17 protein-coding genes are annotated in these 22,494 nt (G+C 43.8%); 9 read left to right on the top strand and 8 right to left on the bottom strand.

What is annotated here, in order from left to right; all coding sequences use genetic code 11:
* Positions 1-6 precede the first annotated feature (6 nt).
* Positions 7-699: a 1-pyrroline-5-carboxylate dehydrogenase gene (locus tag I3249_RS09375; RefSeq protein ID WP_057759629.1), complete on the top strand. Its 693-nt coding sequence runs from the start codon at positions 7-9 to the stop codon at positions 697-699.
* Positions 700-891: 192 nt separating this feature from the next.
* Here I3249_RS09375 and I3249_RS09370 read toward each other — a convergent pair whose 3' ends face one another.
* The gene (locus I3249_RS09370; protein WP_238069716.1) at positions 892-2,064 is read right to left on the bottom strand and encodes a cupin domain-containing protein; all 1,173 of its coding nucleotides are present in this window, start codon (positions 2,062-2,064) and stop codon (positions 892-894) included.
* A 190-nt stretch (positions 2,065-2,254) separates the two neighbouring features.
* Between I3249_RS09370 and I3249_RS09365 the strand changes: the two genes are divergently transcribed.
* Entirely contained in the window at positions 2,255-2,440 is a 186-nt protein-coding gene (locus tag I3249_RS09365) for an NF038104 family lipoprotein (protein WP_057759633.1), read from the top strand.
* A gap of 213 nt (positions 2,441-2,653) precedes the next feature.
* Here the strand turns inward: I3249_RS09365 and purB are convergent, their stop codons facing one another.
* Together purB and mnmA are read right to left on the bottom strand one after the other, a co-directional pair.
* Positions 2,654-4,045 (bottom strand): adenylosuccinate lyase, encoded by a 1,392-nt coding sequence (purB, locus tag I3249_RS09360; protein ID WP_238069715.1) that lies wholly within the window; start codon positions 4,043-4,045, stop codon positions 2,654-2,656.
* Positions 4,046-4,257: 212 nt separating this feature from the next.
* Complete coding sequence (gene mnmA, locus I3249_RS09355) at positions 4,258-5,484, bottom strand: tRNA 2-thiouridine(34) synthase MnmA (RefSeq protein WP_269137237.1); 1,227 nt, start codon at positions 5,482-5,484, stop codon at positions 4,258-4,260.
* 260 nt (positions 5,485-5,744) lie between these two features.
* Here mnmA and ispF point away from each other — a divergent pair, with 260 nt between their 5' ends.
* The 5 genes from ispF to I3249_RS09330 all read left to right on the top strand — a co-directional run bounded on the left by ispF (position 5,745) and on the right by I3249_RS09330 (position 11,023).
* Positions 5,745-6,248: a 2-C-methyl-D-erythritol 2,4-cyclodiphosphate synthase gene (gene ispF, locus I3249_RS09350; RefSeq protein WP_201571428.1), complete on the top strand. Its 504-nt coding sequence runs from the start codon at positions 5,745-5,747 to the stop codon at positions 6,246-6,248.
* A 117-nt stretch (positions 6,249-6,365) separates the two neighbouring features.
* Entirely contained in the window at positions 6,366-6,716 is a 351-nt protein-coding gene (gene grxD, locus I3249_RS09345; protein WP_057759647.1) for a Grx4 family monothiol glutaredoxin, read from the top strand.
* A 266-nt stretch (positions 6,717-6,982) separates the two neighbouring features.
* Entirely contained in the window at positions 6,983-7,531 is a 549-nt protein-coding gene (locus I3249_RS09340; protein ID WP_238069713.1) for a hypothetical protein, read from the top strand.
* A gap of 398 nt (positions 7,532-7,929) precedes the next feature.
* The gene (gene mnmG, locus I3249_RS09335) at positions 7,930-9,825 is read left to right on the top strand and encodes a tRNA uridine-5-carboxymethylaminomethyl(34) synthesis enzyme MnmG (protein WP_238069711.1); all 1,896 of its coding nucleotides are present in this window, start codon (positions 7,930-7,932) and stop codon (positions 9,823-9,825) included.
* Between the two features lie 238 nt (positions 9,826-10,063).
* On the top strand, positions 10,064-11,023 hold the full coding sequence (locus tag I3249_RS09330) for an AEC family transporter (RefSeq protein ID WP_114701038.1): 960 nt from the start codon (positions 10,064-10,066) through the stop codon (positions 11,021-11,023).
* A gap of 110 nt (positions 11,024-11,133) precedes the next feature.
* On the opposite strand, the gene I3249_RS09325 is transcribed toward I3249_RS09330, so the two are convergent.
* The 5 genes from I3249_RS09325 to katG all read right to left on the bottom strand — a co-directional run bounded on the left by I3249_RS09325 (position 11,134) and on the right by katG (position 19,053).
* Positions 11,134-11,298: a hypothetical protein gene (locus I3249_RS09325; protein WP_156410686.1), complete on the bottom strand. Its 165-nt coding sequence runs from the start codon at positions 11,296-11,298 to the stop codon at positions 11,134-11,136.
* A 48-nt stretch (positions 11,299-11,346) separates the two neighbouring features.
* On the bottom strand, positions 11,347-12,348 hold the full coding sequence (locus I3249_RS09320; protein WP_238069709.1) for an LLM class flavin-dependent oxidoreductase: 1,002 nt from the start codon (positions 12,346-12,348) through the stop codon (positions 11,347-11,349).
* 347 nt (positions 12,349-12,695) lie between these two features.
* Positions 12,696-15,170 carry a membrane-bound PQQ-dependent dehydrogenase, glucose/quinate/shikimate family gene (locus tag I3249_RS09315; protein WP_238069707.1) on the bottom strand — a complete coding sequence of 825 codons (2,475 nt, stop codon included), beginning with the start codon at positions 15,168-15,170 and terminating at the stop codon, positions 12,696-12,698.
* Positions 15,171-15,374: 204 nt separating this feature from the next.
* A complete protein-coding gene (locus I3249_RS09310; protein ID WP_057759664.1) occupies positions 15,375-16,304 on the bottom strand; it encodes a LysR substrate-binding domain-containing protein in 930 nt (309 codons plus the stop codon).
* Positions 16,305-16,683: 379 nt separating this feature from the next.
* On the bottom strand, positions 16,684-19,053 hold the full coding sequence (katG, locus tag I3249_RS09305; RefSeq protein WP_269137236.1) for a catalase/peroxidase HPI: 2,370 nt from the start codon (positions 19,051-19,053) through the stop codon (positions 16,684-16,686).
* Positions 19,054-19,650: 597 nt separating this feature from the next.
* Here katG and I3249_RS09300 point away from each other — a divergent pair.
* Both I3249_RS09300 and prmC read left to right on the top strand, forming a co-directional pair.
* A complete protein-coding gene (locus tag I3249_RS09300; RefSeq protein ID WP_238069705.1) occupies positions 19,651-21,567 on the top strand; it encodes an MFS transporter in 1,917 nt (638 codons plus the stop codon).
* A 50-nt stretch (positions 21,568-21,617) separates the two neighbouring features.
* Positions 21,618-22,490, top strand: a complete 873-nt coding sequence (gene prmC, locus I3249_RS09295; RefSeq protein WP_238069703.1) for a peptide chain release factor N(5)-glutamine methyltransferase — start codon at positions 21,618-21,620, stop codon at positions 22,488-22,490.
* The last annotated feature ends 4 nt before the right edge of the window (positions 22,491-22,494 follow it).

Below are 22,494 nucleotides of genomic sequence, written 5' to 3'. Positions count from 1 at the left end.
AGCAACATGGCGACTGAATTCAAAAAAAATCATGCCCAGGTTTGTGAATCTTGGCGATTACTCGGCGCAGTGAATCGCGCAACGTATCTACAAGCAGCCATTCCAAAACTGGCATTGCTCACTGGTGATGCCAATAAAGCAAAGCGTTTATTCAACCATTTGTTGAGCGCTGCGCCTAGCTTGGATGAGATGCATCGTATGACAGGGGCAACAGGCGAGTCTAATGACTTGTATGTAACTGGTCGTGGTAAGACGATGGTCATCGGCGGCGAAACTGCTAGAGCCATGGCAGTATTGGGTCAGCTTATCGCGGCACTCCTAACAGGTAATGAAGTTATATTGCATTGCCCAAGCCAAGATGAGATGTGTAATGAAGCTGCTAAGATATTGCACGATACAGGTATCAGCGAAGATGTATTGAGTGTGGCTAATGATTCGCAAACAGTGACGCTTTTATATATCGATCGTCTAGCGCAAGTGGCTGTCTCTGGTAGCCGCAGCGAAGTGCAAGCCGTCAGTCAAGAGCTTGCCAATACTGACGGTATTTTGACGCAGGTTATTAGTGTTACTGATATGGAAGGCTTGTCAGAAATGCTAACGCCTGACTACCTACATCGTTTTGTCACTGAGCGAGTCAAGACTATCAATACCACAGCAATCGGTGGTAACGCGAGCTTGCTTGAGCTTGGTACAGAGTAGAATCACTGCATTAATTACGAATCCGCTTCGCTTTTATATCAACTTTTATAAAGGCTAAGCGGTGTTTGGTAGCGCTATAACTACCAAACTAGTGATTGCATAAGATGTATAAGAAAAAACCGCTATCTGAGTCATTATCAGTTAGCGGTTTTTTTTGTTTGCGTTATTTAGCTGAAGATTGATTATAGAATGTTATTCAGCAATATCAACCCATACCCAGCCGTTCTCTAGCCATTCGCTTAAATCGTCTGCATCGACATTGGTGACATCGCTATGCTGCAATGCTTCACCATTAGCCAAGCGTACTAGTACTGCTATCGCCGATTCATCAAGCCCATCGATACGTTGACCATTAGCATACAGTACAGTGCCATCATCGGTCTGGCTATAGAGTAGGCGGTTGCTATAGTCCGCCTGCAATGTGGCCCCTTCTGATAGGGCCTGTATTAGCTCATCGGTATCTAACGTATCTTCTGGCATCAGCGCATCATATTGGCGTTTACTAACTACTTCAGAAACTGCTTGGCGAGTCATATCATCACCGCGATCAGATTGTAGCATCTCTAGCAATTGCGCCTTGATAGCGGCAATACTATCTGCTTGCAATTCACCTGACGCTTGTAGCGCTTGCGGTAGTAGCATCGGGATAAATAGCTTGCTGTCGTTAGTCGCAATATCGGCCACACTATCGATGATTTGCATCAGGTTTGGACGGCGGCAACCAAACGAGAAAGTCAAACAGTCATTTTGTGCTACACCGAAATGTGATAATTTCGGCGGTACATAAAGCACATCACCCGCTTCTAGTATCTCATCAAAAATAAGCTCGCCCATGTCGTCAAATAAACGAAGCGGCTCATCAGCAACAAATTCTGTCTGGTCATCACAGAATTTGCCTAACTGCCAACGTCTAGAGCCATAGCCTTGTGCCAAAAACACATCGTAGTCGTCATAATGCTTACCGACCGACCCACCTGCTGGCGCATAAGAGACCATGATGTCATCGCGCTGCCATTGCGGAATAAAGTCAAACGCTTGCCACAACTGACCAAGCTCTGGCGACCATTGCTCAAGATTCTGTACCAATACGGTCCATTGCTCTGGTAGGTTTTCAAAATCAGTCTCATTCAGTGGGCTTTTTTTAAGTTGCCACTGTGCCTGACCTTCTTTTTTACTGGCTGCTTGAGTCAGCAGTCTTGCGCTAGCATCTTCTTCAAGTGCAAGACCAATCATGTCATCTGGCTCAAACATATCAACTAGCTGCGGCAACCCTTGCTTAATAAGCAGTGGCTTCTTTTGCCAGTATTCAGTCAGGAATTGCTCAGGCGTGATAGAGTCGGGTAAACAAAGAGGAATAGAAGTCATTGATAAATCCATATTTTGGCGGTGTACAAGATTAATAATAAGGGATGCTTTATAGGAAGGTTTTAATAGTTTAAGATTGTCATCTATTTGATGTCTATTATTTTGGTGACGTTTATATAGTACATATAAACAATAACGATTATCAAAATAATAGCTGTCATCAGAGCATCCACTCAATCGTAGGAACGTTATGAAAAAGCTGCATTTTGTTGTCATTATCGCTAGCGTGTTTTTGCTACAAGCCTGTGTCCATAAAATCGTCACAGTACCCGCAAAAATCGCTTATAAAACTACCAAAGGCGTGGTCAAAGGAACCGTTGCTGTAGGTAAAGCCATCATACCAGGCGACAGTGATGACGATGATGATAAAAAATAAAACCTTACTTATCAACTATGGGTTTTGAGTCAAAAGCAATCGAATCAAAACCAATCATAGCGTTCAAAGTAAGGTTACTATTTATTCAGATAATAGCTATTAAGATAACAACTTAATAAGATAAAAATGCTATCAAGATAGGAGCGAGTAAATAATACTAGGCGCTCCTACCTTTCTAGTCCGATCTTATTACAAGTATACTCTTATCAGTTATTACAGCTTGGCAATCCATTCTTTAATAGCGCGTGCTTGCTCAGCGGCATTACCGATATAAGTAGCAGGCGTCAATGCACGTAAGCGTTCTTTATCCGCATCACTAACCGCCGATAGCTCATCGCTTTCGACAAACGTTAGCATGGCTTCACGAGTCATGGCATTACCACGAGTTAATGCTTTTAGTTTCTCATACGGGTTTTCAACGCGGTAGCGACGCATGACCGTTTGAATCGGCTCTGCCAATACTTCTTGCGCTTGATTCAAGTCATCATTTAAACGCTGTTCATTTAGTTCAAGTTTACCAACACCTTTTAAACAAGCATCAAACGCAATCATGCTCTGTGCTAGGCCAACACCGATATTACGCAGCACCGTTGAGTCAGATAGGTCACGCTGCATACGTGAAATTGGTAGCTTCTCACCCAAATGGGCCAGCATCGCATTGGCAACGCCCAAGTTACCTTCAGAGTTTTCAAAGTCAATTGGATTAACTTTATGCGGCATGGTAGAAGAGCCAACTTCACCGTCTTTTAGCCGCTGTTTAAAATAGCCTAAGCTAATATATTGCCAAATATCACGGTTGAAATCGATCAAGATTGTATTGAAGCGCTTAACGGCATCAAACAATTCAGCGATATAGTCGTGTGGCTCAATTTGAGTCGTATAAGGGTTAAATGTTAGCTTTAGACGCTGTTTGATAAACGCTTCAGCATGGCTCTGCCAGTCGACATCAGGGTACGCTGAAAAATGCGCATTATAGTTACCAACGGCACCATTAATTTTACCTAATAGCTCTACTTGATTGATTTGCTTGATTTGACGGGCTAGGCGATAGGCTACGTTTGCCATTTCTTTACCAAGTGTCGTTGGACTGGCTGTCTGACCATGTGTACGTGATAACATTGGTTGATCAGCATGAGCAATAGATAAGTCGACGATGCTATCAGTCACTTGCTGCATTTTCGCAACGACTAACTCGCGGCTGTCTTTGAGCATCAACGCATACGATAGGTTATTGATATCTTCACTGGTACAGGCAAAGTGAATAAACTCAAGTGAGTCAATCAAGGCATCCTGACCACGGAACTTGTCTTTGATAAAGTACTCAACCGCTTTTACATCATGATTGGTCGTCGCTTCGATGTCTTTAATAGCTTGAGCATCTGCTTCGCTAAAATCATCAACGATTGCATTCAAAAAAGCGTTGGTCTGGTCATCAAATGCTGCTAATTCACCAATTGCGCTGTTGTCAGCTAAAGACTGCAACCAGCGAATCTCTACCGTAACGCGAGCTTTGATTAGACCAAATTCAGATAAATAAGGACGTAAGCTGTCAGCCTTTGATGCGTAACGACCATCAATTGGAGAGAGAGCGGTAAGTGGGGTCATGGTTATGCCTCAGTAGTTATGAAATAAAAAACTGCAAGAGTCTGGATGAAAAATTACCATATAATAAACGACGTCAAAATCGTTGCGCGTAATATAGCAGAAATATGATATTAAAAAAGCGGTCTATGCAAATAAAGCGATGTTGACGCTCGTTAAACTCAATCTATTCACTGCGTCAACATCTGTGCTTTAGGTTGGGTCTTAGGAATCAATTAAAATCCGCAAGGTGCATCAATAGATTCAATCACGCCGCCGCCTAGACATACTTCATCGATATAAAATACCGCTGACTGACCAGGGGTGACGGCGCGCTGTGGCTCATCAAATACCACGCGCACTTCGCTGCCATCGGCATTGGTCGCAAATACGCGACACGCTTGGTCTGGCTGGCGATAGCGAGACTTCTCCATACAGGCTAGACCTTCGTCGCTAAACACATCCGCAGGTGGTAAACCATCAATCCAATCAAGCTTATAGGCTTTTAGCTCGTTGCTCATTAGCATGGGATGTTCATGCCCTTGACCGACGATTAAACGGTTTTTCTCTAAGTCTTTTGCCAATACAAACCATGGTTCTTCCGGACGGTCTTTAACGCCGCCAATGCCGATGCCGCCGCGTTGACCCAATGTGTAATACATGAGGCCATCATGAGTACCGATGACTTTATTATCATCAGTAAGTATCTCGCCTTTTTGGGCAGGCAAATATTGCTGTAAGAAGTCTTTAAAACGGCGCTCACCAATAAAGCAAATGCCTGTAGAGTCTTTCTTTTTAGCCGTCGCTAGGTCATGATTTTCAGCAATTTGACGTACCACTGGCTTTTCAAGCTCACCAACGGGAAATAGCGTTTTGGCGATTTTGTCACCGCCAACCGCATGCAAGAAATAGCTTTGATCTTTATTATTATCAAGACCGCGTAAGAGCTGTGCAACCTCATCACCTTCGGCATTGGTATAGTTCACACTGCGGCGCGTATAGTGACCTGTAGCGATATAATCTGCCCCAAGGGTCAACGCATAGTCCAAAAACGCCTTAAACTTAATTTCTTTATTGCACAAGATATCAGGGTTTGGGGTGCGTCCTGCTTTATATTCTGCCAAAAAGTGCTCGAATACGCGATCCCAGTATTCCATAGCAAAGTTGGCCGTGTGCAGCTTCATACCGATTTTGTCACATACGGCTTGCGCGTCTGCTAAATCATCCATCGCCGTACAGTATTCGGTGCCGTCATCTTCTTCCCAGTTCTTCATAAACAAGCCTTCGACCTTGAAGCCTGCCTGTTGAAGTAATACGGCTGATACAGAAGAATCGACCCCGCCTGACATACCGACAATCACATGCTTGGTACTAGGATTTTCGACATCAGCAAGTGTTAAAGGGCGATGAGCATTAAAAGACTCAGAAACGGTTGTGCTTGAGGTATTTTGTATGGCTGACATAAAACGGCTCAACTATTTATACGTTATCCAAAGTACATGCCGACGCCAAGCGTTATGCAATCACTACAATACGTAGTCTCAGCACAGCAACGTCAGCTTGTCTTTTGGATCTGGTATTATGATAAAATAAACGTCATATTATACCAGTTAATTGAAACTGGTGGCGACCGATGGTGTCTGGCTACTAGTAAAACCACTTTGAAAATTCAGATAGTGGTTTTGAATTATTTTAATCACCTTTAACTCATCTTGGAATAATAATGATAAAAATTGGTCAAGGTATCGATGTTCATGCTTTTCATAATAATGGTCAGCAGCAGCAATATGTCATTCTAGCAGGCGTGCCTATTGAGCATACTCACAGTTTGCTGGCACACTCTGATGGTGATGTGGTCTTGCACGCATTGGCTGATGCGCTACTTGGTGCATTGGCGCTTGGCGATATCGGGCAGCATTTTCCCGATACCGATGCGGCACATGCTGGATTGGATTCACGAGTATTGCTGCGTTATGTTTATAGTAAAGTGCAAGAGGCTGGTTATAGCCTAGGTAATGCTGATATTACGGTAATGTGCGAGCGTCCAAAGTTAGCGCCGCATAATCCAGCAATGCGCGCTAATATCGCTAGCGACTTACAAACAGATATTAGCAATATCAGTGTAAAAGCGACCACGACTGAAAAATTGGGATTTACGGGTCGTCAAGAGGGCATCATGGCCAATGCCGTGGTATTATTAGTCCCTAATGCTGTCGAACCTACATAGATTGAAATTCGTGCTTGTAATACAGCGGCAGTCGCCCCATGTATCAGCCACGTCTTTACACAATTATTTTTATATAAATAATCATTTTAATGAACCGCTTTATCAATAGGAGCTTTTATGAGTGAGCAAACCCCAAACACTGCTGCAAACGACGTTGAACAATTGATCCGTGATCAAATCCGTGACAATAAAGTCATTATCTACATGAAAGGCACACCGCAATTTCCACAGTGTGGCTTTTCAGCGCGCTCTATCGAAGTGTTGACTCAGATTGGTCGTCCATTTGCGTTTGTAAACATTTTAGAAAACCCAGAAATCCGTGCAACGTTGCCAAAAATCGCGAATTGGCCAACGTTCCCGCAATTATGGATTGATGGTGAGTTGATGGGTGGATCAGACATCATCTTACAAATGTATCAATCAGGCGAGCTAAAGCCATTGGTTGAAGCAAACAGCCCTGCTGCTTAATACTTAAAAGTGTTAATTGGATGTCTTTAATGTCCAATTAGCCTTTGTAAGATACGAGCACAGCAAACCCAAGTAGTCATTTAATGGCTATTTGGGTTTTTTATTGTCGCTATTATTGTCGTTAGTAGCGTATCTATTCTTGTCCCCATTAGTATTTTCACGCGCCTATGTCATTAGGCTTCGTTGTTTTTATGGGATTTACCCCCATATATTGTCCAAGATACCAGCGATATAAATAATAATTATCAGATGAGTAAGAGAGCTTTATGAATAACCAAACCAGCGAACAGTCAAATGAGCAAAGAGAAGCGGCTGAGCAGGCGGCGATTGAAAAGCGCCGTGAACGTTTAAAAAATGAATCGACACGCATTATTGAGATTGCTAATAATGAGTCATACTCAGCACTCAAGTGTATTCATCAGCTTAGTGTGGCAGGCGGTGCAACTGAAGCGACATATGTGGCTATCGAACAGCGCATTGTTGTAGACCAAGACCCTGCAGGCGCTTATCATTTGGCGTTATTGGCACAGAATACACCAGATTTGCCTATTGATGCCCGTCAGCTTATCGAATTGGTAGTAAACAAGGGTGATAACCATCAACGCTTGGCCCTGCTCAAAAACTTACCGTTACCGCCAGTTGAACTCATCAAAGAGCAGATTTTGGCCAGTGATGATGGTGAGGCGATTGGTCAAATGAACGCCTATCTACAGATCAATCCAGAAGGGTATGGTAGCCATCATATGCTGTCTAGTGGTCAATCAGATCAGATCGTACCGCTTAGCCCTGGCAATAATAACCAAAATGATGATTAAAACAGTAACTAGAGTAGAGAGCTTTTTGCTTAATTTTAATAGTTTTTGTTCTAACGTTTTTTAAGTATCAAAAAATTGTTATAATTATGGGTTATTCAGGGCGTGTTCTTAATCTGAACAAAAGCATCTGGATGGGCTAAAAATGGTTAAATATTGCCAAACTATGTCAAATAGCTGGTTAGTATCCTGATATTATCTGCGCTATTTTCCTTGTTTGGCTGCAATTTACCTCATTTTTATCACCATTTTTGAAATAAGAACACGCCCTAACCAATTATGAACGACTTATCTGAGTCGTTACCTTTTTATAAATTCGACTGACGTTTATTTGCTGACTGTTCTCTTATTTGAAAATAGGATATGGCAATCAGCAGCGTTATGAGTCAAGTGAGGCACACATGCAATACCCAAAACATTACGACGTGATAGTGATCGGCGGTGGTCATGCTGGCACAGAAGCTGCTCTGGCGGCTGCACGTATGGGCGCACAGACCTTATTGTTGACGCATAATATCGAGACGCTCGGGCAGATGAGTTGTAACCCTGCGATTGGCGGTATTGGTAAATCGCATTTAGTGCGTGAGATTGATGCGCTAGGCGGTGCAATGGCGCTGGCAACGGACAAGGCTGGTATTCAGTTTCGCGTACTAAACAGCCGTAAAGGGGCTGCCGTTCGTGCCACGCGTGCGCAAGCAGACCGTATTCTGTATAAAGCGGCGATTCGCCATACGTTAGAAAACCAGCCGAACCTAGACTTATTCCAGCAAGCCGCTGACGATATCTTGGTAGAGAATGGCCGTGCGACGGCTGTTGTAACGTCTACAGGTATTGTCTTTAAGACTGAAACGGTTGTATTAACCTCAGGGACTTTCTTGGGCGGTGTCATTCATATTGGTATGGAAAACTCAAAGGGTGGCCGTGCAGGGGATCAGCCGTCTATCAAGTTGGCAGATCGTTTACGTGAGCTCAAGCTGCCAGTTGGTCGTCTAAAGACAGGTACGCCAGCTCGTATCGATGCGCGTAGTGTTGACTTTAGCGTGATGACGGTACAGCCAGGTGATACGCCATTGCCAGTGATGAGCTATATGGGTGATGTTTCTATGCATCCTGAGCAGGTCAATTGTTATATCACCCATACCAATGCGCGTACTCATGACATCATTCGTGAAAACCTTGACCGTTCACCAATGTTTTCTGGCAAAATCGAAGGCGTAGGCCCGCGTTATTGCCCATCTATCGAAGATAAGATTCATCGCTTTGCGGATAAAGACAGCCATCAGATTTTCATCGAGCCAGAAGGTCTGACCACACATGAGCTATATCCAAATGGTATCTCGACCAGTTTGCCATTTGATGTGCAGTTAGACTTTATTCATAGTATGAAAGGCTTAGAGAACGCCCATATTACTCGTCCAGGTTATGCGATTGAGTATGATTACTTTGATCCACAAAACCTAAAACCAACGCTTGAAACCAAGTCGATTGATCGTCTGTACTTTGCGGGTCAGATTAATGGTACGACAGGCTATGAAGAAGCGGGCGTACAAGGCTTGCTCGCTGGTACCAACGCGGCATTGGTCACTACTAATAATAGCGAGTTTGACACGTGGACACCGCGCCGCGATGAAGCGTATCTTGGTGTGCTTGTCGATGACTTGATTACCCACGGTACTACCGAGCCGTATCGTATGTTTACGAGCCGTGCAGAATATCGCTTGCTCTTACGTGAAGACAATGCTGATCAGCGTTTGACTGAGACTGGTCGCAAGCTGGGTCTAGTAGACGATATACGCTGGCAAGCCTATCAAGAAAAAATGGAAGCCATCGCGACAGAAACCTCACGTTTAAAAGATATGTGGGCCACGCCTGCTAATGCTTTAGGTAAGCAGGTCACTGAGCAAACTGGTGAAGTGCTGTCTAAAGAGTCGACTGCCTTTGATTTGCTAAAGCGTCCGCAAATACATTTTGCTGATATCGCCGCTATCACGGACTCAACCGTCGATGCGCAAGTGGGCGAGCAGATAGAGATTTCTGTCAAATACGCCGGCTATATCGACCGTCAACAAGAAGATATCGATCAAATGAAGCGACTAGAAAATACGGCGCTGCCGTTAGACTTTGATTATAGTATCGTGTCAGGTCTATCGAATGAGATAGTACAGAAACTTACGCAAGTTCGTCCTGCGACGCTAGCTCAAGCGGGACGCGTAAGCGGTGTAACCCCTGCTGCTATTCAGTTGTTGGCGATGACGGTTAAAAAGCATAAAAAAGTAAAAGCTGCATTGGACTCATAATAGCAATGTAGTAAAGCCTTTTATAATAAAGCACTTATAGTATAAAAGCCCGTAATGACATTTCGTTACGGGCTTTTGTTTGTCAAAAAAACGTTCGATTTTAAAAGAAAGTCATATGTAACCTTGTCCTACTTGCTACTTTGTCTCTATACTAGGTCAGTAAATTTTCTTACTACTTGTTAATTTGTATCGCTGATGTCCATATATTGATGGGCTTGTCACCGAACTGAGTCTACTTATGATTGATGCTATTGTTTTTGCTATTACCATTGTCTTACCCAACCTTGCCTTAATGTGGTTGGGTTTTTTTATGCAACGACGCGGTGAGGCAAGCCAAACTTTTATCGATCAGGCATCAAGTTTTGTCTTTAATTATTGCTTGCCGTGTTTATTGTTTTTTAGCGTGGTCGATAGCGACGTCGATTATGGTAAGCAAATTACGCTTATCCTTGTTGGTATCTTGGTGACGTTTATATTATTTATTGGCGCAGAGTTTTATGCCAAACGCTTCGTCAAGCGTCCTGAGGACCAAGGTGTGTTTGTACAAGGCGTATTCCGTAGCAACATGGCCATCATTGGCCTTGCAACCGTGGCCAACGCTTACGGCGCGCAAGGGTTAAGTATCGGTGCGGTCTATATGGGCGTGGTGACGATACTGTTTAATATCTTAGCGGTCATTACCCTAAGCCGCGTATCCAAAAGCGTGGATGACACATGGGTTAGTCGCGGCACGATGATTGTGAAAAAGTTACTGACCAATCCTTTGATTTTGGCATTGGTTGGGGCATTCGTCTACAAAGCATTGCCGTTACCACCGCTTACTGGGGTAATTCATACGACTGGCGACTTACTGGCAGCGGTGGCTCTGCCGTTAGCACTGATCTGTGCGGGTGCTAGTATTAACCTAAAGTCTATGTTGCATCCTTCGGGCTTATCCATGCAAGCGAGCATTGGACGAATTGTCATTGCGCCATTGATTGCGATCGCTGTTGGACTTGGCTTTGGATTATCAGGCGTGCATATGGGGGTGTTGTTTTTGATGGTCGCATCACCAACAGCTGCAGCCAGCTATGTCATGGCAAAAGCAATGGGTGGTAATGATGTATTGGCGGCTAATATTTTGGCATTTACCACTGTTGTCGGCATGTTTGGTATGGCGATTGGGGCAGCGACGTTACGTGCCCTTGGATTAATGTAATACAGATTTTATACTATCTTTAAATAAGTAAGTACTTTCGCCTTATCTAATTTTAACAGCATTAAAAAAGCCCTCTTTTCAAATAAGAAAAGAGGGCTTCTGGTATTAATCTAGCGTTCGCTATTACGCTTGTCTTCACGGCGCTGCTTGCGCTTTGGACTAGTACGATAGGTTAAATAACCACCGATAGCCATAACTGCAAGAAAGGCGACGATATACATAAATATCGACGAGCCAATCATGAGCGATGCACCGATAATGGGAGTTGCTTCCATGTCAAAAATCCAGTTAAGGTTCATCAATAATTATGCAAGTGTCTCATTTCATTGTAAAGTAAATAAGTTTAGCTCCGGTGTAAGTTCAAGTGAACGGATACGGGCAGCTTGGTCATATATATTGGCCGTCACAATCAGCTCATCTGGTTGATGGGTTGCCAAAAACGCAGCGAGTCTTGGTTTGACCGTGTCGACAGAGCCAATGAATGATACTGACAATGCGTTATCTACCATCATTTTCTCTGCTTGACTCCAGATACTGTCCATATCGTGGGTAGGCTTAGGCATTTGACCTGTCTCACCACGACGCAGACGTACAAAACTCTGCTGTGCTGAAGTAAAATGATACTCGGCGGTCGCATCATCATCAGCCAGCAATAAGTTTGCAGCTAGCATCACATAAGGCTTATCTAGATAGACAGACGGTTTAAACTGTTCACGGTAAGCCTCAATTGCTTGCCCAAGCATTTGCGGGGCGAAGTGAGAGGCAAACACATAAGGTAGTCCTAAATGTGCAGCCAAAGTCGCACCAAATAGAGAAGAGCCTAATATCCAAATCGGTATGCCTGATTTTGCGCCAGGGAATGCCTGTACAGGGCTGCCATCTGTATCATTACCTAAGAAATACATCAGCTCTTGCACATCTTGTGGAAAGCGTTCGGCATCTTTCATTTGTCGACGAAGTGCCTGAAACGTCGCACCATCAGTACCAGGTGCACGGCCTAGGCCTAGGTCCACACGGTCACCATATAATGCCTGCAAAGTACCAAACTGCTCAGCAATCACGAGAGGGGCATGGTTCGGTAGCATAACGCCGCCAGCACCAATACGGATACGGTCGGTTTTACTACCGATATGCGATAGTAGTACTGAGGTGGCTGCACTGGCGATGCCCGGCATATTGTGATGCTCTGCCATCCAGTAGCGGTTTAAGCCTGATTTTTCTGCTTGCTGCGCGGTTTCCACTGTTTGGGCGATGCCTTCAGCGATGGTTTTGCCTTGAGGCACAGGCGCAAGATCTAAAAAAGATAAAGGGATTTTATTACTCATAAATGTTCCAGTAGTGTGTAAATTATTTTCTACTGATATGCTTATAGACAGTGGTAGTTTCAAGTGCCGCTAGTCACTGTTAATGAATCATAACAAAGTCAGTTAACTCTGTTTTTAAGCTCGCTTAACAATTATTAAGGTGTATTTATAAAGGTTGTCGTTTGTCAAAATAAGCGATAAATAAACCATAAGTAAGGTAATAAAAGGATTTAGCAGCATTATACTATGGCATTAAAAAAAGATGGCATTAAAAAAAGCAGGCAACCTAAGTTACCTGCTTCTCTAATTATAAGATTATAATATAATGATAAATTAAATAATCATTATCTTAAGAACCAAATGCAACATTATTTATCTTGGTCGCTAAGTTTGTAAGCTAAGACATAATCACCGATGGTTGTTCCAACTGAACCATGACCACCTGCAACCAATACGACCATTTGCTCACCTTTAGAGTTTAAGTAAGTCATTGGCGTGGCTTGACCACCTGCTGGAATACGGACATTCCATAGCACGTCGCCATTTTTTAAGTCATAAGCTCGGAAGTTGTTTTCTGTCGCCGCTGACAAGAATGCGACGCCGCCTTTAGTGATGATAGGTCCACCGATACCAGGTACGCCCAGTTCCAGTTTGATAGGAATAGGAGACAAGTCTTGTACCGTACCATTTTTGCGTTGATAAGCGATATCACCTGTGGCTAGGTCAGCACCAGCGATTGTGCCCCATGGTGGCTGCTGACAAGGTACACCTAATGGTGACAAGAAGGGCCCCAATTCTACTGCATAATCTGCACCTTCATTGGCATTGACGCCTTGCTCGCCTTTATTGGTTTCTGCATCGCCCAACGTGTCTCTAGGAATGAGTTTTGAGGTAAATGCCAAGTAAGTCGGCATACCAAACATCACGCCATTCTCAGGATCGACTGCAATACCGCCCCAATTAAAGGTACCAAAGTTACCAGGATAGACCAAGCTACCATTTGTTGATGGCGGGGTATAGCGACCATCATAGTTGAGCTGATTGAACTCAATACGGCACATCATTTGATCGACGAGACTGGCACCCCACATGTCTTTTTCAGTCAGTGGTTCAGGCTCAAAGCTCAAGCCAGAATAAGGCTGAGTTGGCGCTGCGTGCTCTCCCGCTACCAGATAGCCTTGCGGTGCATCACGTTCTTTAATGGGTACAATCGGCTCGCCAGTTGCGCGGTTCAAGACGTATACATCACCTTGTTTGGTGGGTACAACCAGCGCAGGCTGTACACCATCGGCCGTATCTAGATCAAGTAAGGTTGGCTGCGCAGGCGTGTCCATGTCCCAAAGGTCATGATGGACAAACTGCTGAACCCAGCGTGCTTCACCAGTCTCGATATCTAGAGCGACAACAGACGTTGCATACTTTTCTTCAGCGGCATTTCGGTAGTTTCCTAGCTGATCAGGTGTACGGTTACCCATAGGGAAGTACGCCAATCCAAGCTCTTCATCGGCAGTAGCGACTGACCATGAATTTGGTGAGCTGGTCTTATAAGTTTGGGTTGGATCATTGACATCGAAAGGCGCTGTATTATCAGGATCGCCTGAATCCCAGTTCCAAAGAAGCTCACCGGTATTGACATCATACGCACGGATCACACCAGAAGGCGAGTTGACGTCATAGTTATCATTGACAGCACCAGCGACGATGATAGTATCACCCGCGATAACTGGTGGTGACGTAGAATAATAGTAACCTGCTTGATTGAACGGCATGTTATGCATCAAGTCTAATGCACCATCATCACCAAAGTCTTGGCAGCGTTGCCCAGTATTTGGATCGAGTGCATATAGTTTCGCATCAGACGTTGGGATAAATATCTTGGCATCACATTGCTTAGATGCGTTTTCAAAGGTATTACCAGCAATTTTTTGTACTTGCACAGGACTGGTTGCTTGACCAGCATAATAAGATACGCCGCGACAGGTTTGGTGCTGGCGTTGTAAGTTTTCCTCTACTTGAGGATCAAACTTCCATAGCGTCTCACCAGAGTCGGCATCTAGCGCTAGTACCCAGTTGTGAGGGGTACATAAGTATAAACCGTTGCCAATCTTTAATGGTGTTGCCTGATAAGTGGTCTCACCGACATCGTTAGGACCTTTGACATCACCTGTTTGGATTTGCCATGCCAGTTCTAAATCTTTGACGTTATCGGTATTGATTTTATCTAGAGGTGAGTAGCGCTGACCATAATCAGTACGACCATACGCGCTCCATTCGCCATCTGGCGTTTGCTGACCATTTGATAACGGGTCACCAAGGTTGGCTGAGGTCTCATCTGAGCTGACGTTTTGCTCGTCATCATTTGCAGCAGTCAAGTTAAGCTCACCGAGTTTGTCAGTGGCATTATTAGCTAGACTACCAAAAGAGAGTAGTGCACCTACGATTACGCTTACGAGCAGTCCCCAATAATACAGAGGGCTTTTCTTAACGTTGTTTATAGTTGGTGTGCTATTTGAAGCTACTTGAGTTTTAGGCCCACGCATTTTGTTGGATACCCATGGCAATAGCATGAGCAAACCAAATATAAGCGGGAAGCCAACTCGAGGTGCTAGCGCCCACCAATAGAACCCAGATTCCCAAAGTGCCCAAGCCATGGTCGCTACGATAAATAGCGCATATAACCCGTAAGCACTCCAGTGTTTTTTGAACAATAAAAAAGCTGTCGTTAGTATAATGACGCCAGCAATGAGGTAGTAAGGACTACCGCCTAAGGACAATAAATAAGCGCCGCCAATGAGTAGAGGGGCGGCAAAAATTGCCATAATGATCGCTACGAATTTTTCCATGAGCGGTATCACCTGTTTACAAAAGAGCAAGTTAATATGTATTGATATTTAGTCGCAAATCAATTTCATTCGACCAAATATCAATACAAGTGTGAATAATATATAAAAGAAACATTGAATAACGTTCTAGAATCTATTTTATCATCCACAGCTCAGTCTAGTAAGGGTGAGCAAGTCTGAGATACTTTATTTAACAAATGCTCATTAATTTGCAAATTGCTTTTGGCATAGCTCCATGAACGCACGTCCATATTGACGGATTTCTGCGTCATCACGTACCGCCATCCAACTGGTAAAGCGACCAAAATGATCGACGGGGATCGCCGTAAGGTTTTGATAATGGCTTGGCTCAAATGCCATTTCTGCGATGATACCAATACCTAGGCCCAGACCGACATAGGTGCTGATCACATCGGCATCAAGTGCCGCTAATACAATATCCGGCTCTAATCCTGCTTCATCAAACGTCTTGTCAATCGCGCCGCGTCCTGTAAAACCACCGTGATAAGTCACAATCGGATAGCTGGCAAGCGTGGGCAGATCAATAGACTCTTGACTAGCCAGTTCGTGATCACTTGGTACGATAACGCGATGCGTCCAGTCATAGTAACGATAGCATCTAAGATAATTATTATGCAGCAAGGACTCAGTGGCAATACCGATATCGGCTTGACCACGGATGACCATCTGAGCGATGGTCTCAGGATCTGCTTGTTGCAAAATCAAATTTACCTTAGGGAAACGATCTTTGAACTCTTTAACCACTTGCGGCAGTACATAACGCGCTTGTGTGTGAGTGGTGGCAATCGTCAGCGTACCGATATTAGGATTATTAAAGTCTAAACTGAGGTTTTCAATGGTACGAATTTCAGCAAAGATAGACTCGATATGAGGCATAAGCGCTGTGCCCATAGTGGTCAGTCCCGTCAGGCGTTTGCCTTGGCGCACGAATACTTCCGTCTTTAACTGGTTTTCTAGTGCAGCAATATGCTTTGATAAGCTTGATTGACTGGTATGTAGCACGGTCGCCGCCTGGCTTAAGTTATAACCGTTAATCACCGTATGCCATACTGTTTCTAGCTGTTTGAGCTGAATCTGCAAATGCCGTTGGTTGACCACTACGTCGATTGCCATAACTTAATCCTATTGTATAAATATACAAACCTCGTCTGTATATGAAAGTAAAAATGTCTGAACATACAGTAATAAAATAGTGTAAAACAAAGCTATTATTCTTGTATATAATAAATAGCTATCAATTTATGATAATTATGAATATAGAATTTGTATTTTGCAATGATAAAAAATCATTTGTTCAGTAAATGCTGTTTAGTCAGTAAGCGTTGTTTATCCAGAGAAGCCATTTGACCTAACAACTTATAAAGAGCGGTCACTATTAAGCATAAAAAACTAAGCATAAAAAAACAGCTACCTTCTAAAAGATAGCTGTTCGTTAGTTATAAAGTTATTTATTACTATTAATTAGTCGGTATTGACCAATTTCAAACTCAGTTTATTTAGCAATATCGAAGCGATCTGCATTCATAACCTTGTTCCAAGCGCGGACGAAGTCACGAACGAATTTCTCTAAGTTATCATCTTGCGCGTATAGCTCAGCATAAGCACGTAATATAGAGTTAGAGCCAAATACCAAGTCTACACGGCTTGCTTGCCATTTGACGTTTCCTGTACCACGCTCACGTACTTCGTAGCTATTAGCAGTATTGTCGGCTGCTTTTACAGGATGCCATGTGTAGTTCATGTCTGTTAAATTGACAAAGAAGTCATTGGTAAGCACGCCAGCACGTTCAGTAAAGACACCATGTTGGCTCTGACCGTGGTTGGTATCAAGCACTCGCATACCACCAAGCAATACGACCATCTCAGGTGCTGTCAATCCCATTAACTGCGTGCGATCAAGTAGCATCTCTTCTGGTGATACCGCGTAGTCGCCCTGAATCCAGTTACGATAGCCATCATGTAGCGGCTCTAAATCAGCGAAAGATTCGGCGTCAGTCATTTCAGCGTCAGCATCACCGCGACCTGGATTAAACGGTACAGTAATATCTACGCCTGCATCGTTTGCTGCTTGTTCAATAGCGGCATTACCGGCCAATACAATAAGGTCTGCTAAGCTAACGTCTTTATCAAAGCCAGATTGAATGCTAGTCAATGTCTCAAGTACACGTTGTAGCTGTTCTGGCTCGTTGCCTGCCCAATCTTTCTGAGGAGCTAAACGGATGCGTGCACCATTTGCACCGCCGCGATAGTCCGAAGCGCGGAAGGTACGAGCGCTGTCCCATGCTGTAATGATTAACTCACGACGACTAAGGTCACTGTCTAAAATCTGTGCTTTTAGCGTTGCAATATCATCAGCAGTCAAGTCCGCATTACCTGTAGGGATAGGGTCTTGCCATACAAAGTCTTCGCTCGGTACATCAGCACCTAAGTAACGAGATTTTGGCCCCAAATCGCGGTGAGTCAGTTTGAACCAAGCTCTAGCAAACACTTCATCGAAGTACTCTGGGTTGTTATGGAACTTCTCTGAAATCTCACGATAGATAGGATCTTTGCTTAATGCCATATCTGCATCAGTCATGATTGGGTTACGGCGAACACTTGGATCATGAGCATCTAGTGGACGATCTTCTTCTTTGATATCAGTTGGTTCCCACTGCCATGCACCGGCTGGACTTTTGGTCAGTGCCCATTCATGGTTCAATAGTAGCTCGAAATAACCGTGGTCCCATTGGGTCGGATTGGTGGTCCATGCGCCTTCGATACCACTTGAAACGGTATCACCTGCATTACCACGACCTTTAGGATTACGCCAGCCTAGACCTTGCTCTTCAATGTCAGCGGCTTCTGGCTCGTCTTCTAGTATCGTCGCATCACCATTACCGTGACATTTACCAACGGTGTGTCCACCAGCGGTTAGAGCGACAGTCTCTTCATCGTTCATTGACATACGAGCAAAAGTAGTACGCATATCTTGAGCAGTTTTTAGTGGGTCAGGGTTGCCGTCGACACCTTCAGGGTTGACATAGATCAACCCCATTTGCACAGCAGCTAAAGGATTTTCTAATGATTCGCGCTCTTCATCACTGTCGTAACGGTTTTTGGTAGCAGCTAGCCATTCGCGCTCAGAACCCCAATAGATGTCTTTTTCTGGATGCCAGATATCAGCACGACCACCAGCAAAACCTAGAGTTTTAAAGCCCATAGACTCATAAGCCATGTTACCTGCCAAAATCATCAAATCGGCCCAAGACAATTTATTGCCGTATTTTTTCTTGATTGGCCACAGTAGACGACGGGCTTTGTCAAGGTTGACGTTGTCAGGCCAGCTGTTCAATGGTGCAAAGCGTTGGTTACCGGTATTAGAGCCGCCGCGACCATCAGCACCGCGATACGTACCAGCTGAATGCCATGCCATACGAATCATCAAGCCGCCATAGTGACCCCAATCCGCTGGCCACCATTCTTGCGACTCAGTCATTAGGTTTTTTAGGTCAGTTTTGACCGCTTCTAGATCTAGCTGTTTAAATGCTTCAGCATAATCAAAGTCTTCACCCATTGGGTCAGTCTTTTTATCTTGCTGATGCAATATGTCTAAGTTTAGAGCATTTGGCCACCAATCTGTCGCAGCAGAAGCAGTGGTAGTGTGCGCTTGATGCATAACAGGGCAGCCACCCCTACTAGGACGTTGAGCCTCGTGCGAGTTATCAACGTTTTCGCTATGGATCGTTGGGCCTTGACCATCACCCTGATCATAGGTTGTGTTAGTAGGCGCATTATTATTGTTGCTTTCGTGATCTACAGGACAACGAGCAGCATCTGGGGCAGTGTTTTTGCCAGTGGTGTTATTGGTTGAGTCGGGCATGGTATAACTCCTAGGCTATGATAATCGAAAGAACAAACCGTGAATCTCGGTAGTCGTTGTTTATGTACAAAGCATAACTAAGCTGAGTGGATTTATAAAACTAATATATAAGAATTATAAGTTTTAAATTACCAATCATAAAATACTTGATGTTTTGTTTATCTCAATCATTATTAACGCCCTTGCTTATCATCGCCAGTTAAGAGTAAACCAATAGAGTGCACCTAACCAATCAAGCCTGCGTCAGTTTTACTACTACCTTTATATTACCTATAAATAATGTCATTGTCAGACATCCTTCAAAATAGAAATTAGCAATAAAAAAGAGAGCTAAGATAACCTTGGTAAAACACTGCAGTTTTTTGCGTTACTATTAAGAAATATAAGCGATTGCCCATGGCCTGCAATCGCTAAGTTAATGCAAAAACATCTAGTCAAGATAAAGGTTCTCAAGTACCATAACTGGATTTTGTTGTAATCATAATATTGGTGCAACGTAGAGCAATTTTTATCGATCCTTTTGTCGATAACTGATTCTAAAGATTGATAAAAATTGTGCGCGGTTGTGTTCTTTGTCTGAATTGTTGGTGAGTTATTATGTCTGCTGTCAAATCTGTACCGCCCAATCAACCAATTGCCAAAAAGTCATGGGGCGAGGCTACAAAAGCTTATCTCGATCCTCGTGTCATTATTATGCTGTTTTTGGGGTTCTCAGCGGGTATACCTATTCTGCTGATTTTCTCAAGTCTGTCGCTATGGCTGAGAGAAGCAGGCATTGATCGTAGTGTCGTCACTATGTTCAGCTGGGCAGCACTGGGGTATTCGTTTAAATTTATTTGGGCGCCATTGATTGATGCGCTTCCTGTACCATTTTTGACCAAGTGGCTAGGGCGTCGTCGTAGTTGGATGGTGGTATCACAGCTGCTTATTGTGTTGGCGATTTTTTTGATGGCAAGGGTAAATCCTGTTAGCGAAGATGTCTTGGTTTATATGGCAGGTGCGGCCGTGCTGCTTGGGTTCTCTTCTGCGACGCAAGATATCGTGATTGATGCGTACCGTATTGAGCTTGCACCGCCGTCTATGCAGTCTATCCTGTCCTCTATCTATGTGTCAGGCTACCGTATCGGTATGATTGTCGCAGGGGCAGGCGCGTTATATTTGGCTGATTATTTCGGCTCAAATGAGACGTTTTATAGTTATGAAGCGTGGCGCAATACCTATTACATCATGGCAGGGGTTATGACATTAGGGGTATTAACGACGTTTGCCAGTTATGAGCCAACCGCTGAGACCCTGCAAAGTAAAAAGCAGAAAGGTAACTTAAAAGTATTCCTGATTTATTCTGCGTTACTACTTATCCCAGGTCTGCTGTTTGGTGTTATTTACCTGATTAATATTTTGATCAATACAGTATTTGATAGCACAGTGGCCTTGATACCACTAATAGTAATGTCAGTGATTAAATTTTACTTTTTAGCATTGGTCGCGTGCGCGCCATTATTATTGCTGTACTTTATTATCAATCAACCAAAAATCATTAACAAAGCTCCGTTGGTCGCTGAAACTCGTGAAGACTACGTCAGACTGGTAGCGTTGTTTGTATTTTCAGTGATTGCCTTTATCGCTGTTTATATATTGATGGGACAAGTCTTACCAGAGTTCGAAGGCGCGTTTTCTAGTTTCTTTGTAGAAACCTTGCACTTATTAGTAAGCCTAGGCGCGGCAATGGCAGCAGGTTATGCACTAGTACAAGTAGGACTGGTGAAAAAAGAAGTGGCCATGGCAACATGGATCGAGCCTGTCTTAGATTTTTTCCGACGTTATGGCAAAAAAGCCCTGCTACTCTTAGCCTTGATTGGTCTATACCGTATCTCAGATATCGTCGCAGGCGTGATCTCCAACGTCTTTTATCAAGATATGGGCTTTAGCAAAACAGATATCGCCAATGCCGTAAAACTGGTCGGTGTGATTATGGCAATTGCAGGTGGCTTCTTGGGCGGGATTTTGGCTCAGCGTTTCCGTATCATGCATGCCATGATGATAGGCGCGATTTTAGCGTGTGCGACCAACCTGTTGTTTGTGGTATTGACATATAACCCAGGTAGCCTGCCAATCATGTATATGGCAGTGATATTTGATAACTTGGCTGCGGGCCTTGCAAGCGCTGTATTTATCGCTTTCTTATCAGCACTGACATCGATTCGCTTTACTGCTGTACAGTATGCGATTTTTTCCTCACTGATGACGCTAATACCCAAAGTAATGGGTGGTTATTCTGGTGCTATCGTCGATAATATGGGTTATCCGTTTTTCTTTATCTTTACCTTTGCTATTGGTATTCCAATTTTGGCACTGATTTACTTTGTTGATAGACATATTGTCATTGGTGATAACGATGATATTTATGGCGATGATAATAATGATGGCAGCGGTGGTAACGGGGTAGGTGACAAGCTAAGCAAAACCAATCATAACCTGACCGATACCAAAGAGCCACCACGCGCATCAGAGTAGGCTCAGCAGCATTTTACCTTTATCCATCCACTGTTTTTTAAGAGCTATCTATGACCGTATCAACCATTCGTCAAATCAAGCAGCAGATTCAACAACTGACGAATGGTGAGTCAAATAATCAGCTACCGTCATTTTGGTTAACTGATTGGTTATTGTATGTCATTGACCAGCCTGCGATAGCGTTGATGACTGATGAAGATTATCAGCTCACTGATAGTGAGGTAGCACGTTTCAATGATGGTATGGTAAAAATGCAGCAAGGCATACCACTTGCGTATCTGACTGGGCAGCAGGAGTTTTGGTCGCTTAACTTTAGGGTAAACGAGCATACTTTGATTCCTAGACCCGATACCGAGGTATTGGTTGAGCAAGTATTGAACTGGATAAACGCTCATTCAGCGCAACTTTGTAACAAACGATTGCTAGATTTGGGAACAGGGTCAGGTTGTATCGCTATCAGTCTTGCCCATGAATTAAAACACGCTAATTGGCAAGTCGTAGCGGTTGATTTATCGTCAGAGGCGCTCAAAGTTGCTCAGCACAATGCCGTGAGCAATAGCGTTGCCAATGTTGAGTTTGTCGAAAGCAGTTGGTATCAAGCGCTACCTACTAACGATGAGCCGCAGTTTGACGTGATTGTATCAAACCCTCCGTATATTGACGAGACAGACGAGCATTTGGCAGGTCTAACAGCTGAACCGATTAGTGCGCTCAGTGCACCCAATCAGGGTTTAGCTGATATCGAGCATATCGTCCAGCACGCAACGACATATCTCTGTACAGGTGGGTTATTGGCTATTGAACATGGCTATGATCAAGGGGATGCGGTTCGGCAGCTGTTTCTAGACAATGGGTTTGAATCAGTACATACCGTAAAAGACTACGGTGGTAATGATCGTGTCACGCTAGGACAAGTCCAGTAGATGG

The sequence above is a fragment of the Psychrobacter sp. Ps1 genome, assembly GCF_022129425.1.
In the GTDB taxonomy this organism is placed as follows: Bacteria; Pseudomonadota; Gammaproteobacteria; order Pseudomonadales; family Moraxellaceae; genus Psychrobacter.
This window is presented reverse-complemented; position numbering and strand designations above follow the sequence as displayed.

What these genes read in the sequence shown, in the direction of transcription:
- I3249_RS09375 (WP_057759629.1), top strand. Translation starts at nt 7, where the DNA reads ATGGCGACTGAATTCAAAAAAAATCATGCCCAGGTTTGTGAATCTTGG.
- I3249_RS09370 (WP_238069716.1), bottom strand. Translation starts at nt 2,064, where the DNA reads ATGACTTCTATTCCTCTTTGTTTACCCGACTCTATCACGCCTGAGCAA.
- I3249_RS09365 (WP_057759633.1), top strand. Translation starts at nt 2,255, where the DNA reads ATGAAAAAGCTGCATTTTGTTGTCATTATCGCTAGCGTGTTTTTGCTA.
- purB (WP_238069715.1), bottom strand. Translation starts at nt 4,045, where the DNA reads ATGACCCCACTTACCGCTCTCTCTCCAATTGATGGTCGTTACGCATCA.
- mnmA (WP_269137237.1), bottom strand. Translation starts at nt 5,484, where the DNA reads ATGTCAGCCATACAAAATACCTCAAGCACAACCGTTTCTGAGTCTTTT.
- ispF (WP_201571428.1), top strand. Translation starts at nt 5,745, where the DNA reads ATGATAAAAATTGGTCAAGGTATCGATGTTCATGCTTTTCATAATAAT.
- grxD (WP_057759647.1), top strand. Translation starts at nt 6,366, where the DNA reads ATGAGTGAGCAAACCCCAAACACTGCTGCAAACGACGTTGAACAATTG.
- I3249_RS09340 (WP_238069713.1), top strand. Translation starts at nt 6,983, where the DNA reads ATGAATAACCAAACCAGCGAACAGTCAAATGAGCAAAGAGAAGCGGCT.
- mnmG (WP_238069711.1), top strand. Translation starts at nt 7,930, where the DNA reads ATGCAATACCCAAAACATTACGACGTGATAGTGATCGGCGGTGGTCAT.
- I3249_RS09330 (WP_114701038.1), top strand. Translation starts at nt 10,064, where the DNA reads ATGATTGATGCTATTGTTTTTGCTATTACCATTGTCTTACCCAACCTT.
- I3249_RS09325 (WP_156410686.1), bottom strand. Translation starts at nt 11,298, where the DNA reads ATGGAAGCAACTCCCATTATCGGTGCATCGCTCATGATTGGCTCGTCG.
- I3249_RS09320 (WP_238069709.1), bottom strand. Translation starts at nt 12,348, where the DNA reads ATGAGTAATAAAATCCCTTTATCTTTTTTAGATCTTGCGCCTGTGCCT.
- I3249_RS09315 (WP_238069707.1), bottom strand. Translation starts at nt 15,170, where the DNA reads ATGGAAAAATTCGTAGCGATCATTATGGCAATTTTTGCCGCCCCTCTA.
- I3249_RS09310 (WP_057759664.1), bottom strand. Translation starts at nt 16,304, where the DNA reads ATGGCAATCGACGTAGTGGTCAACCAACGGCATTTGCAGATTCAGCTC.
- katG (WP_269137236.1), bottom strand. Translation starts at nt 19,053, where the DNA reads ATGCCCGACTCAACCAATAACACCACTGGCAAAAACACTGCCCCAGAT.
- I3249_RS09300 (WP_238069705.1), top strand. Translation starts at nt 19,651, where the DNA reads ATGTCTGCTGTCAAATCTGTACCGCCCAATCAACCAATTGCCAAAAAG.
- prmC (WP_238069703.1), top strand. Translation starts at nt 21,618, where the DNA reads ATGACCGTATCAACCATTCGTCAAATCAAGCAGCAGATTCAACAACTG.